The organism is Bacillus sp. G1(2015b) (assembly GCF_001482475.1).
GTDB classification, from domain to species: domain Bacteria; phylum Bacillota; class Bacilli; order Bacillales; family Bacillaceae; genus Bacillus; species Bacillus safensis.
In genome coordinates, this window is the sequence record NZ_LKIC01000001.1 from 355151 (window position 1) to 368821 (window position 13671).

The 13671-nt window shown below is 42.2% G+C and carries 16 protein-coding genes; 15 read left to right on the plus strand and 1 reads right to left on the minus strand.

The genetic code is table 11. The features are described from left to right. Positions 1-52: 52 nt before the first annotated feature. The 6 genes from AMR95_RS01545 to AMR95_RS01570 all read left to right on the plus strand — a co-directional run bounded on the left by AMR95_RS01545 (position 53) and on the right by AMR95_RS01570 (position 6337). Entirely contained in the window at positions 53-1417 is a 1365-nt protein-coding gene (locus AMR95_RS01545) for a UDP-N-acetylmuramoyl-tripeptide--D-alanyl-D-alanine ligase (protein ID WP_039176700.1), read from the plus strand. A gap of 18 nt (positions 1418-1435) precedes the next feature. Next, positions 1436-2128 (plus strand): alpha/beta hydrolase, encoded by a 693-nt coding sequence (locus AMR95_RS01550; protein WP_058837372.1) that lies wholly within the window; start codon positions 1436-1438, stop codon positions 2126-2128. 127 nt (positions 2129-2255) lie between these two features. Next, a complete protein-coding gene (locus AMR95_RS01555; RefSeq protein WP_058837373.1) occupies positions 2256-2594 on the plus strand; it encodes a hypothetical protein in 339 nt (112 codons plus the stop codon). A 165-nt stretch (positions 2595-2759) separates the two neighbouring features. Next, the gene (gene cshA / locus AMR95_RS01560; RefSeq protein WP_024427371.1) at positions 2760-4259 is read left to right on the plus strand and encodes a degradosome RNA helicase CshA; all 1500 of its coding nucleotides are present in this window, start codon (positions 2760-2762) and stop codon (positions 4257-4259) included. Between the two features lie 112 nt (positions 4260-4371). Beyond that, positions 4372-4851 (plus strand): PH domain-containing protein, encoded by a 480-nt coding sequence (locus AMR95_RS01565; protein ID WP_058837374.1) that lies wholly within the window; start codon positions 4372-4374, stop codon positions 4849-4851. Further along, positions 4841-6337, plus strand: coding sequence for a PH domain-containing protein (locus AMR95_RS01570; RefSeq protein ID WP_039176705.1), 1497 nt, complete (start codon positions 4841-4843; stop codon positions 6335-6337). Before AMR95_RS01565 ends, AMR95_RS01570 begins: the two co-directional genes overlap by 11 nt. Before the next feature lie 54 nt (positions 6338-6391). On the opposite strand, the gene AMR95_RS01575 is transcribed toward AMR95_RS01570, so the two are convergent. Beyond that, complete coding sequence (locus tag AMR95_RS01575; RefSeq protein ID WP_058837375.1) at positions 6392-6997, minus strand: rhomboid family intramembrane serine protease; 606 nt, start codon at positions 6995-6997, stop codon at positions 6392-6394. A 95-nt stretch (positions 6998-7092) separates the two neighbouring features. On the opposite strand from AMR95_RS01575, the gene acpS reads away from it, so the two are divergent. The 9 genes from acpS to AMR95_RS01620 all read left to right on the plus strand — a co-directional run bounded on the left by acpS (position 7093) and on the right by AMR95_RS01620 (position 13630). After that, positions 7093-7458, plus strand: coding sequence for a holo-ACP synthase (gene acpS / locus AMR95_RS01580; protein WP_047202005.1), 366 nt, complete (start codon positions 7093-7095; stop codon positions 7456-7458). 160 nt (positions 7459-7618) lie between these two features. Beyond that, the gene (locus AMR95_RS01585) at positions 7619-8635 is read left to right on the plus strand and encodes an outer membrane lipoprotein-sorting protein (RefSeq protein WP_156414526.1); all 1017 of its coding nucleotides are present in this window, start codon (positions 7619-7621) and stop codon (positions 8633-8635) included. A gap of 140 nt (positions 8636-8775) precedes the next feature. Continuing rightward, positions 8776-9957: an alanine racemase gene (gene alr / locus AMR95_RS01590; protein WP_058837377.1), complete on the plus strand. Its 1182-nt coding sequence runs from the start codon at positions 8776-8778 to the stop codon at positions 9955-9957. Between the two features lie 294 nt (positions 9958-10251). Beyond that, the gene (locus AMR95_RS01595; RefSeq protein ID WP_003214273.1) at positions 10252-10533 is read left to right on the plus strand and encodes a hypothetical protein; all 282 of its coding nucleotides are present in this window, start codon (positions 10252-10254) and stop codon (positions 10531-10533) included. Positions 10534-10537: 4 nt separating this feature from the next. Next, the gene (gene ndoA, locus AMR95_RS01600) at positions 10538-10888 is read left to right on the plus strand and encodes a type II toxin-antitoxin system endoribonuclease NdoA (RefSeq protein WP_024425388.1); all 351 of its coding nucleotides are present in this window, start codon (positions 10538-10540) and stop codon (positions 10886-10888) included. Between the two features lie 116 nt (positions 10889-11004). Continuing rightward, a complete protein-coding gene (locus tag AMR95_RS01605) occupies positions 11005-11835 on the plus strand; it encodes an RsbT co-antagonist protein RsbRA (protein ID WP_039176712.1) in 831 nt (276 codons plus the stop codon). 4 nt (positions 11836-11839) lie between these two features. Beyond that, positions 11840-12208, plus strand: coding sequence for an RsbT antagonist protein RsbS (gene rsbS, locus AMR95_RS01610; RefSeq protein ID WP_003214235.1), 369 nt, complete (start codon positions 11840-11842; stop codon positions 12206-12208). 2 nt (positions 12209-12210) lie between these two features. After that, the gene (locus AMR95_RS01615; RefSeq protein ID WP_024425390.1) at positions 12211-12612 is read left to right on the plus strand and encodes an anti-sigma regulatory factor; all 402 of its coding nucleotides are present in this window, start codon (positions 12211-12213) and stop codon (positions 12610-12612) included. A 10-nt stretch (positions 12613-12622) separates the two neighbouring features. Beyond that, positions 12623-13630, plus strand: coding sequence for a PP2C family protein-serine/threonine phosphatase (locus tag AMR95_RS01620; protein ID WP_047202007.1), 1008 nt, complete (start codon positions 12623-12625; stop codon positions 13628-13630). Positions 13631-13671 lie beyond the last annotated feature (41 nt).

The window sequence follows — 13671 nt, forward strand, 5'->3', positions numbered from 1 at the left end:
GGTAGTGTCTCTTTTCCTTCAAACGTGAAATGAGAAAGAGAGGCGAAAAATCATGATCAAACGTACAGTGAAACAAATCGCCCAAATGGCTGGTGGAACCCTATCTAATCAAGCTTTTGGCGAAGAGCAGATTCACGGAGTGACAACAGATACACGAAAAGTATCAGACGGCGCACTGTTTATCCCGCTTATTGGAGAACATTTTAACGGTCACACATTTGCTTCAAAAGCAGTAGAGCTTGGAGCATCAGCTGTTCTATGGAATCAAAAAGAAGCCAATCCGCCAGAAGGCGTTCCTGTTATTCTTGTAGAGGATACACTAGCTGCGCTTCAACAGCTGGCGAAATCATACTTAAAAGAAGAAAATCCTCGTGTTGTCGGTATTACAGGAAGTAATGGGAAAACCACAACAAAAGACATGATTCATTCCGTCTTGCAAACAGCGTATCAAGTTCATAAAACAGACGGTAACTTTAATAATCATATCGGTCTTCCGCTCACCATTCTTGCAATGCCAGAAGGAACCGATATTGCGGTTTTGGAGATGGGTATGAGTGCAAAAGGCGAAATCGAATTTTTATCAGACCTCGCTGAGCCGGATGCAGCAGTCATCACAAATATCGGGGAATCTCATATGCAAGATTTAGGATCAAGAGAAGCCATTGCCGATGCAAAATATGAGATCGTAAAAGGCTTAAAAGAAGACGGCGTCTTTTATTACCTAGGTGATGAGCCATTGCTTCGAGAAAGATCAAGTTCACTTTCTCAGCGTGTAAAAACCTTTGGAGAAGCAGAGGACTGTGATATCAAGGTAACGCACATCAACCAGCTTGCAGAAGGAACAGAATTTCAAGTAGAAGGGTATGCCCAGGGTTTTCTCATTCCTGTATTAGGGAAACATAATGTGAAGAATGCACTTGCTGCTATTGCAATAGGTCAGCATTTTGGGCTGAATGAAAGACAAATTGCCCAAGGACTGATGCAAACGAAGTTGACAGGGATGCGGCTTGAGCTGTTTAAAACAGACAAGGGAATCACCGTCATCAATGATGCGTATAATGCAAGTCCGACTTCAATGAAAGCGGCCATTGATCTTGTGGGGGATATGGACGGCTTTGCCAACCGTATTCTTGTACTTGGAGATATGCTCGAAATGGGCAGCGAAGAAGAAACGTATCATTATGAACTTGGCCGTTACATCAAGCCAGAATTTATTGATCATGTCATGACGTATGGCCGCCTAGGTGCATTTATTGCTGAAGGAGCGAAAAAATCATTCGGGGCTGAGCACGTATTCTCCTTTATGGACAAAGAGGACCTGAAGAAAAAACTAGCTGAAGTGGCAGGGCCTGACGATGTTGTGCTTGTCAAAGCCTCACGCGGTATGAGATTGGAAGAAGTCATTACTGCACTATAAAAGTGAGAAGGTGACAGAATGATTGGCTGTTTATGTATTCACGGTTTTACTGGTGCCCCTTATGAAGTAGAACCGCTGGCGCAATATTTAAAACAGGCGGCAGATTGGAATGTGCAGTCTGTCACGCTTCCAGGGCATGGGGATGAGCTGCAGTTAAAAGGCATTCTTTATCAAGAATGGATAGCGACAGCTGAACTCGAACTTCTATCCCTTTACCGGACTTGTGACACCGTGTATTTGGTCGGCTTTTCTATGGGCGGAATGATTGCTTCTTACTTAGCGGCGAAGTACCCAGTTGCCCGCCTTGTCCTTTTAAGTGCTGCGGCCAAATATGTGAACCCAAAACAAATGATGCAAGACACACGGCAGATGGTAAAGGAGTCCCTGTCAGGGATCGTTGATACAAACCCTTTATATGATCGATATCGCCATAAGCTCACAAGCACGCCGCTGTCAGCTGCGATAGAATTTATGAAGCTGGTAAAGCAAACGAAGAATTCGCTTGAGAAGCTTCATCTGCCTGTGTTAATTGTTCAAGGTGAAAGCGACGGGATTGTGCCTGCTTCAAGTGCAGAATTTATTTATCATAAAGTCCCGTCTCGCCAGAAAGAAATGTTTTATTTGCCGGATTGTAAACATCATGTTTGCCATGAGCCATGTGCCCAGCAATTGTTTGAGAAAGTAGAACATTTTCTAAAAAAAGCAATTTAATATATAGAAAAGCTAAAATGTGGCTAAACTAATATAAATTGAATCCCACTTGTTAAAATTTGCATCATTTTTGTCGAATGAGTGACAGGTCTATGGTACAATAGGAAAGAAAAGGTGGTTGATTCGGTTGTTTCAATATGATGGAAAAACCTTTATCCCGCAGTCTAATTCGAGTAACGGAGAAGTATCAGCAGGAACCATATTTCAATATCGTCAGGACGGGAATATATTAACGGGCACATATCAAGGCGGCAGTATTGTATCTGGCGTACTTGTAGGAACTGTGAATGAGGATGGAACACTTCATTTTAGATACCACCATGTAAGCAAGGACGGCAGCATGAGAAGCGGGTCTTGCGACTCCACTCCTAAGCACTTGGATAACGGAAAAATCCAACTGTTTGAAAAGTGGAAATGGATGGACGGAGATCAAAGTGAAGGTGAATCTGTCATTGTCGAGCAGTAGATATATCCATTTCTGTCTTGTTGAAAAACAAATAGTGTAATGGTAAGATATAAGGTAGGGTAATTCGGGCTTTGTATATAATGGACCTGTCCTTTCAGAAAAGGGCAGTTTTTAATGATCATTCACGAGATTACTGAAACAGCAATTAGAAGGAGTTTGAATAAATTGACTATAACGTTTCAAGATTTTCAATTAAGCGAAAGTCTCATGAAGGCTATTAACCGCATGGGATTTGAAGAAGCAACACCGATTCAAGCAGAAACGATTCCTCTCGGTCTTCAAAATAAAGATGTCATCGGACAAGCACAAACAGGTACAGGAAAAACTGCAGCATTTGGTATTCCTCTGGTTGAAAAAATCGACCCAGCGTCTCCAAATATCCAAGCGATTATCATTGCGCCAACAAGAGAATTAGCGATTCAAGTATCCGAAGAGCTATATAAAATCGGCCAAGACAAGCGTGCACGCGTACTTCCGATTTACGGTGGACAAGATATCGGCCGTCAAATCCGTTCGCTCAAGAAAAATCCTCATATCATCGTAGGGACTCCAGGACGTTTACTCGATCACATTAACCGTCGTACAATGCGTCTTCAAAATGTTGAAACAGTCGTGCTAGATGAAGCAGACGAAATGCTAAACATGGGTTTCATCGAAGACATTGAAGCGATCCTTTCAAATGTACCAAGTGAACACCAAACACTTTTATTCTCTGCGACAATGCCTGCACCAATTAAGCGCATTGCAGAGCGTTTCATGACAAACCCAGAACACGTAAAAGTAAAAGCGAAAGAAATGACTGTATCTAACATCCAACAGTTCTATTTGGATATTCACGAACGTAAGAAGTTTGATACATTGACTCGTCTTCTTGACATTCAATCACCTGAGCTTTCAATTGTCTTCGGCCGTACGAAACGCCGTGTTGACGAATTGACTGAAGCACTTAACCTAAGAGGTTATACAGCTGAAGGAATTCATGGTGACCTGACTCAAGCAAAACGTATGGTTGCGCTTCGTAAATTCAAAGAAGGTTCAATCGATGTGCTTGTCGCAACAGACGTTGCAGCACGTGGACTTGATATCTCAGGCGTCACACACGTGTATAACTTCGACGTGCCGCAAGATCCAGAAAGCTATGTACACCGTATTGGACGTACTGGACGTGCTGGACGTACAGGTATGGCGATGACATTCATCACACCACGTGAAAAAGATATGCTTCGTGCGATTGAGCAAACGACTAAACGTAAAATGGATCGTATGAAAGAACCTACACTTGATGAGGCAATTGAAGGACAACAGCAAGTAACAGTTGACCGTCTACGCACGATCATCAGTGAAAACAACTTGAACTTCTACATGACAGCTGCTGCTGAATTGCTGGAAGATCATGATTCTGTAACAGTGGTTGCGGCTGCCATCAAAATGATGACAAAAGAGCCGGATGCAACGCCTGTTCGTTTGACAGATGAAGCACCAATGATTTCAAAACGTCATCGTAACAACCGCAGCTCTTCTAAACGCAGAGACGGCGGCGGTGGCGGAGGCTACCGTGGAAAAGGCAAGAACAGCCGTTCATCTTATGGTGATAAAAAGCGTTCTTCAAATGACCGCAATCGTTCTTCTAACGATCGTCGTCAAAAGAAATCTTATAACAACTAATACAAGAGCGAATCCTTTGCAGGGTTCGCTTTTTTTAACAGGCTAAAATTGAAACTTTTTAGGCTTTGTTACGTAATATATTGATAGAAAAGTAAGAGAATGGGGGAAGAATGTGAGAAAACAGCCGCAACGTCAAATTAGTCTAAATGGTTTAAAGGTATGGCGTCTTCAAAATGGAATTATCTCATTGATTTTCTTACTCATCATCATTGGGGTATTTGTTACTAGCTACTATTTACAATGGCCATATTGGATTGGAGCGATCCTTTCTGGTTTATGGGTCTTACAGGTCATCTTTGGCATTTGGCTCATACCAAAAATCCGCCATCACATCTGGCGCTACGAAGTATTCGAAAATGAAATTGAAATACAGCATGGACTCATTCGTGTCACACGTGTCATTGTGCCGATGGTTCGTGTACAGCATGTTGATACATCACAAGGACCGCTCTTAAGGCGCTACCGTTTAGCCTCTGTTCAAATTTCGACTGCTGCCACAGTTCATGATATACCGGCGCTAGAATTAGAAGAGGCAGATGAGCTTCGTGATTACATATCTCGTTTAGCAAGGGTGACGGAAGATGATGTCTGAACCAAAACGTGTACATCCTATCTCGATGTTCATTGATTTTATATCAGATGCTGTATCCATGATTAAAAACTTCATTATCCCTTTTTTCGTATTGATTTTTGTGAACTCGAATTCGAGCATCCGCTTTTATGCATTTATCATTCTTGGTGTGCTTCTTTTATGGAAAGCCGTTTATACCATTTTAGAATGGAGACGATTCACCTACCGGATGGAAGACGATGAATTTCGTGTGGAATCGGGCGTAATTACGAAAAAGAAAAAATATATCTCATTAGAACGAATTCAAACAGTCAATACAAGTGAAGGCATTTTCCAGCGGATTTTTGGTTTAGTACGGGTTCAAATCGAAACGGCAGGCGGTACGGATGGTCCAGAAGTGAGCCTGACCGCGATTACAAAAGCAGAAGCGGAACAATTAAAGCAGTCGATTTTCAACCGGAAGAAAAGCTTGCAGGAAGAAGAAATGACGGATGAAGCAGGAGATCTGCATGGCCATTTGGCTGCCCAGAAACCTGTGCAGGAAGAAATCAATGTCTCCTATCGTATGGGTGTGCCAGAATTGCTTTTGGCTGCGACCACTTCAAGCGGTATCGGGGTCATTATATCTGGGTGTCTTGCCATCTACACGCAAATAGATGAAATTCTCCCTTTGGACGGGTTCTTCAAGAAGTTCTCTTTTTTAAGTCATGCGAGCGTTGAAATTTATGCGATTTTGATATTTCTTGCCGTATTGATCGCGTGGATCCTGAGTGTTGGGGTAACAGCGCTTCAGTATGCGAATTTTGCTGCAAAACGAAAAGGGAATGACATCATCATTACAAGAGGACTCATCGAGAGACATCAAATGACCATTCCACTTGCGAGAATTCAAGCAGTGAAGATCAAAGAGAATATTATCCGTGAGCCTTTTGGCTTTGCGACAGTGATGCTTGTTAGTGCAGGAGGTTCGATTACAGAGAAAGAAACCTCTTCCGTCTTATTTCCGCTCATTCGGAAGAAAAAAATAAATGAATTGCTGTCCCAATTCACGGATCATTATCATGTTGCACCAGAAACAGAGCTGAAAAAGGTGCCAAAGCGTTCACTCAAACGCTACCTGATCTCATATGGCTTTGTGCCGTTACTTGTAGGTGTTATCCTGTCGGTGCGCTTTCCGCCATGGGGGTATTTAGGACTCATTCCGTTACCACTTGCTCTATTCTTTGGCTATTTAGCTTATAAACAATCAGGATATACAATCAAAGATTCATTGATTCAACTGACATCAAGAGGCATTGGCAAGACCACTGGCATTGTCTTGAGAAAACGAATGCAAAACTATACGATGACGCAATCCTTTTTCCAAAAGAAAGGCCGGGTCGCAAGTATTCACACCTTTGTAAAATCCTCCGCGCTGCTTGATTCCTTTGGTGTGCATCACCTTGAGGAAGAAGATGCTGCACGTGTATTTGATTGGTATTCGTATGAAAAAAATCAATCGTCTTAAACGAAAAATGTCGATCAGCTCCAGCTCAAGGAGGGATCGACATTTTTTATGAGATTAATAGCGTCTTTTTTTCGAATGGAAGAACAGCGTAATAGGTGCTAGAATCATACCGCCGATCAATCCAAATAAGTGAGCCATGATATTGATATTCGAATTGACGAAGGTCATGATGACAGAAACAGCAAGAATCGTTAAAATCACTTGTGAATTGCCGCGGTCCATCATGTGCGGGTTAAATAGGACAAGGTATAGATACACCCCAAATAAACCAAAGATCGCACCAGAAGCGCCAACGTGTACATACTCTAAAGGCTCCACCCAATAGGTCCCGAGATTGCCAATGAACCCTGCACCAAGATAAATGATTAAAAATCGAACCTTCCCGAGCAAATGTTCAAGCGCTGGGGCGAATAAGAAAAGGGACATAGAATTAAATAAAATATGCGTGAGACTTCCGTGGAGAAAAATAGGTGTGACGAGCCGCCACCATTCCCCAGCCGCTACACCATAGTTGAAACCGACGAGATGATCTTGTCCAAGCTGTATAATAGGGATAGGAATCGCAAATATAAGCCACAGGCCGATTTGTAAAGCAAGGATCGCTGTTACGATTGGATACGATCTAATAAATTGTTGAAAGCTCTCCGTTCGAATAAACATAACAAACCCCTTTTTGACTAGATATTGGTAAGTTTATAGTAACACGTTTATGAAGCGAACACTCAAATTAGTACGAGTATCATAGGAGGTACCTCATGATCAAAGGAATAGGCATTGATATTGTAGAGATTGACCGGTTATCGCGAGTGCTCAGCAGACAGCCCCGTTTACCAGAACGAATTTTGACTTTAAGTGAACAGGATGTCTTTCGTACACTCAGTGAAAAAAGACAGCTGGAATTTTTGGCAGGACGTTTTGCGGCAAAGGAAGCTTTCGCTAAAGCATACGGAACCGGAATCGGTCAGCATTTAAGCTTTCATGACATAGACATTCAAAAAGACGATAATGGAAAACCCTTCATCAAAAGCGAGAAAGCGGAGGGAGATCAGGTTCATGTGTCCATTACTCATACAAAGGAATATGCTGCTGCACAAGTTTTAATTGAAAGGTTGTCAAGCTAGTCTGCATATTGTTTGTCCCCCCTTCATATATTGGGTAGTGCGATAAGGAAGGGCGAGTTGCTAACAGGCTTTGATGGTTCGCGGTACGCAGTTAACTTTTGAGGCGTACTGTTAAAGTCAAACAAGCGGTTTCTTCCTTTTAACACAATTAACGAAGGGGTTGAAAAGGGTGAGAAAAAGCTTTGTTTTGCTTGTAACGGGAATCCTTTTTGTACTGATTCTCTCCGCATGCGGTCAAAAATCTCAGCAGGATATCGTTGGAGATTTAAACAAAAAGGCAGAGGAAATGACATCATACAAAGCCAAAGCAAAAATGACCATTGAGACAGGAAATGAACCGCAGGAGTACCAGGTAGAAATTTGGTACAAAAAGCCGGAGCTTTACCGTGTCTATTTAGAAAATCCGAAAAAGGATCAGAGTCAAGTCATTTTAAGAAACGGCAATGGTGTGTTTGTGCTGACACCTTCATTGAACAAGAGTTTCCGTTTCCATAGCGATTGGCCGAATAATAGCAGTCAAGTCTATTTATTCGAATCACTCGTGAAGGACATTAAGAATGACAGTGCAGCTCAGTTCAAAGCGAAAGAGTCAAAGTATGTATTCGAAACGAAGACCAATTATCAGCACAATCAAATGCTGCCTACCCAAGAGATTACCTTTCATAAGAAAACAATGGCGCCTGCCAGTGTAAAAGTGCTGGATAGCGACAAAAAGCCAATGGTGAAAGTGGAATTCTCTCACTTTGAATTCAATAAATCCTTTGACAAAGATGCATTTGATGAGAAGAAAAACATGACACTCTCTCAAATGGATGTTGCCACAAGTGCAGACCCATCTGACAGCTTTGCGGTGAAAACACCAGTTGATATGCCAGAAGGCGTGAAGAAGATGGAAGAGAAAGAAATGACGACAGATGCTGGGAAGCGTTATGTGATTACGTACGGCGGCAAGAAATCCTTCACACTCATTCAGGAAAAAGCGAGAGTAGCTGAAGCATCTACGCCTGTCACGATGAACGGCGAGCCGGTCGATCTTGGTATGACAGTAGGGGTTCTGACAGATCAATCTCTCTCATGGACATCTGACGGAGTTGACTACTTAATTTCCTCAAGTGATCTATCGAAAGAAGAGCTGTTGATGGTCGCAAAGAGTGTAGAAGGCCAGTCAGCTAAATAAATGAGGTTCTCAGGCCGAAAGCCTAATAAATGAAGCATCAGCCCTGTGCAAGGGCTGATTTTCTTTGATTTGTTTCACATTATTCTTGATTTTTAGTATCATATGAGGGGATTGAATCATTCAATAGGGAAGTGTGACTGATGGACACAAATGCCTTTTATAGAGACACATGGGCAGAAATTAATTTAACAGCAATCAAGCACAATGTTTCACATATGAAAGATCATATCGGTCAAAATGTTCAACTGATGGCTGTTGTGAAAGCCAATGCATATGGACATGGAGATATAGAAGTGGCAAGAGCTGCCCTCAAAGCAGGTGCAGACTTGTTAGCTGTAGCCTTTTTAGATGAGGCCATTTCTTTAAGAAATAAAGGTATCAAAGCACCGATTCTTATACTCGGCGCAGTGCCGCCGGAGTATGTCAAAACCGCTGTTCGATACAATGTAATTATGACCGCTTACTCCACCAGGTGGCTGAGGGAAGTCGTCGATATGGTGAAAGGGCAGATGGGACAACCCATTCGTTTTCATTTGAAAATAGACAGCGGAATGAACCGTTTAGGTGTGAAAACGTTAGAGCAAGTGAATGAAGTAAAGAAGCTTGTCAGCGAGCATTCTTATTTACAGCTGGAAGGAGTATTTACTCACTTTGCGACCGCGGATGAAAAGGATGAGAACTATTTTGATCGGCAGGTCGACACCTTTCAAACCTTGCTTCAGCCGCTTCATACGGAAAAACTGCTTGTTCATTGTGCCAATAGTGCAGCAGGATTAAGGTTTAAAGAAGTTTTATTTAATATGGTTCGCTTCGGCATCAGTATGTACGGGCTGTCGCCGTCAGAGGAAATCAAAGATGAACTTCCTTTCAAGCTGGAAGAAGCCATGTCGCTTCATACAAAGCTTGCCCATGTAAAGCTCATTCAAAAGGGTGAGAGTGTCAGCTATGGGGCGACGTATACAGCTAATCAAGATACGTGGATCGGTACGGTACCAGTCGGCTATGCAGACGGGTGGATCCGGAAGCTGGCAGGCACGGAAGTACTTGTTGGCGGAAAGCGCCGGAAGATTGCCGGAAGGGTATGTATGGATCAATTCATGGTTGAACTGAAAGAGAACCTTCCAGTAGGGGAGCCAGTCGTTTTGATTGGTGGACAAGGTGAAGAAATGGTATCAGTCGATGAAATTGCAAAAAGGCTTGAAACCATTAACTATGAAGTCACATGCTCCATTGGACACCGCGTCCCAAGAGTATATATAGAGGACGGCAAAAGGGTGCATGTGTGGAATCCGCTGCTTCAAGGCGGGCCAAGCTTTTTCTAAACAGCTTTCACAGGAACGATCGTCAAACTGACATCGTTCCTTTTTATTCTACAAAGAAGGGGTAAACATTCTCCCTTTTTTAGAGATTTTGGAAATACCGTATGATTTTCGGAAAAAAGCGTATAATGTGAAAGAGGAACTCCATTATCATCTTTGATTTACGGGTGAACAGCCGCTTCATGTTCTAATAAGAAATCATGAAAAAACAGCTTTGCTTGCGCATTGAATAATGGTATGATTAGTCTTGGAATGGATCGAAACGGTATCCGTAAGTTTTGTGGAGGTGTATGTTTTTTGTCTGAATCCAGCGCAACAAACGAAATGAAGATTCGACTACCGGAGGCTTTGATGTCTGAAATCGAACGAGTAGCAGAGCAGGATAAGGTAACAAGAAATGAATTGATCTACCGAGCGACAAAAACGTATATTCGTGAACGTAATATTCGACAAAATCGTGAATCGATGAGACGCGGCTACATGGAGATGGCGAAAATTAATCTGAATATCTCTTCAGAGGCACAATACGCAGAATTTGAGGCTGAGAATACAGTTGAGCGATTAGTCAGCGGGGGTTAAACATTTGATTGTTAAACGCGGTGATGTTTACTTTGCTGATTTATCTCCTGTTGTTGGCTCCGAGCAGGGCGGGGTTCGCCCAGTATTGGTGATTCAAAATGACATTGGAAATCGCTTCAGCCCGACTGCTATCGTTGCAGCCATAACAGCCCAAATACAAAAAGCGAAATTACCGACTCACGTCGAAATTGATGCAAAGCGCTACGGCTTTGAACGAGATTCTGTCATTCTCTTGGAGCAGATTCGTACAATCGATAAACAAAGATTGACAGATAAAATCACACATCTTGATGATGAGATGATGGAGAAGGTTGATGAAGCCTTACAAGTTAGTTTGGCTCTTATTGATTTTTAATATGGTGAGATTTGGTTGCTCTCTTGGGAGCAACTTTTTTTTGTGTTCAATTTTTATTAACGTTATAATGAAGAAAGAATAAAAGAAGTGCTGTTTATGTACGTAGGGGGTAAAACATGTCGAATCATATCGTGTTAGCTTTCGCAAGGGAGCATCAAGAGGAATTACAAAAAGAGTGGACGGACATTTTTAGACGACTCGGAGAAAAAGAAACGGACATGATGCTGAACGACAAAATGTATGAAACCATCTGTTCGGAATATGTTCAACTGATCATTACATCTCTTTCAGAGGGGTATAATGAGGATTTTGAAGAAAAAGTGCAAACTCTTGCTTTAAACATTGTTCAAATGGGTATATCACTTAAGTTACTGGCAAATGGTCTAACTGAAATCCGTACACATTTATATCAAAAAATGAACGATGACAAAGATACAACAGAAGAAAGTCATGACCTCATCTGGCAAATCGACCAATTCATCACACCAATTCATAACGAGATCTTAAACCAGTATTCCATCTCATGGGAGAAAACAGTCAGCCTTCAAAAAATTGCGCTGCAGGAACTTTCTGCCCCGCTGATCCCTGTATTTGAGCACATCACCGTCATGCCGCTTGTTGGAACAATTGATACAGATCGTGCGAAAAAAATTATGGAGAACCTGCTCAATGGTGTCGTCAAACATCGCTCACAGGTCGTCTTAATTGATATTACAGGTGTCCCTGTCGTTGATACAATGGTAGCCCACCATATCATTCAAGCGTCTGAGGCTGTGAGATTAGTAGGTGCGAAGTGTTTGCTTGTCGGTATTCGCCCAGAAATAGCCCAAACCATTGTGAACCTTGGAATTGATTTATCGCAAGTTACAACAAAGAATACCCTTCAAAAAGGAATTCAAACTGCTTTGGAAATGACAAATCGAAAAATTGTTTCATTGGAGGGATAACCTAGTGAGAAATCACCCGAAGATTCCAATCTTAAAACTATATAACTGTCTTCTGATTTCAATACAGTGGGAGCTTGATGATCAGACGGCTCTCCACTTTCAAGAAGACTTGCTGAATAAAATTCATGAAACAGGAGCAAACGGTGTTGTCATTGACCTCACATCCGTCGACATGATTGATTCCTTTATTGCAAAGGTATTAGGCGATGTCATCACGATGTCCAAGCTCATGGGGGCAAAAGTTGTATTAACAGGAATACAGCCGGCAGTCGCTGTGACGCTGATTGAACTTGGAATATCGCTTGAAGAAATTCAGACAGCACTAGATCTTGAACAAGGGCTTGAGACACTGAAGCGGGAATTGGGGGAATAGATATGAAAGACCAATCCTGTGTAAGAATATTGACGGAATGGGACATAGTCGCAGCAAGACAATTGGGGCGCAATGTTGCAAAAGAACTTGGATTTGGAACAGTTGACCAAGCAAGAATTACGACGGCCATTTCAGAATTAGCTCGAAACATCTATTTATACGCTGGTAAAGGTCAGATTTGTATAGACGAAGTGATGGAGCGCGGAAAGCGTGGACTCAAAGTCATCGCAGCCGATGAGGGGCCGGGTATCATGGATATACGTAAAGTAATGGAAGACGGATTTTCAACATCAGGCGGACTCGGAGCAGGTCTTCCGGGTGTCAGAAGACTGATGGATGAATTTAAATTAGACTCTGCACCAGAACAAGGAACGGAGATACAAGCTGTTAAGTGGCTTCGCTAGGAGGGAAACCATGGATTTTAAGGAGGTAATGGAGCAGCGGTACCATCAGCTGCTCAGTCGTTATATCAGTGATTTAACTGAAACATCGCTTTATCAAGCTCAAAAATTTAGCCGTAAAACCATTGAGCATCAAATACCTCCTGAAGAAATAGTGAGTGTTCACCGAAAAGTGATTCAGGAGCTTTACCCTGATTTGCCGGAAGATGTTTTTCATTCACTAGACTTCTTAATTGAAGTCATGATTGGGTACGGACTTGCCTACCAAGAACATTTAACACTCAGAGGCATCCAGCAAGAAATAAAATCTGAAATCGAAATTGCTGCAAATGTTCAGCAAACCCTTCTGGAAACGAAAATTCCAGAAGGAGATACCTTTGATATTGGTGCGATTAGTGTACCGGCAAAACAGATGAGTGGAGATTATTACCACTTTGTAACGGATCACGATACAATCAATATCGCGATCGCAGATGTCATTGGAAAGGGAATCCCGGCTGCGCTCTGTATGTCGATGATTAAATATGCGATGGATTCCTTACCAGAGTCAGGGAGTGGCCCAACAAAGGTGCTGAAAACCCTGAATCGTGTTGTCGAGCAAAATGTAGACCCAAGTATGTTTATCACAATGTTCTATGGCAGCTATAATAAAGAAACGCATGAGTTTAAATATGCATCGGCTGGTCATGAGCCGGGCTTTTTCTATTGCAAAAAAGAGGACAAATTTTACGATTTAGAAGCGAAAGGGCTTGTCCTTGGGATTGCACCAGACTTTGATTACAGACAGTATGAGAAGCATTTAGACATAGGAGACATGGTGATCTTATTCTCTGATGGGGTCACAGAATCCAAGTCAGAGGAGGGTTTCCTAGAGCGGGAGGACATCAAAGCACTCATATCAGAGCACCTATCCTACTCAGCTCAAGAAATGGTGGATGCCATCTACGCCAGCTTACTCAAACTGCAGGATTTTCAGCTGCACGATGACTTTACATTACTTGTTCTCAAAAGAAAGGTTTAGAAAGTGAACATGCGGGTATATAAAACTTTAGGAAACAAGAA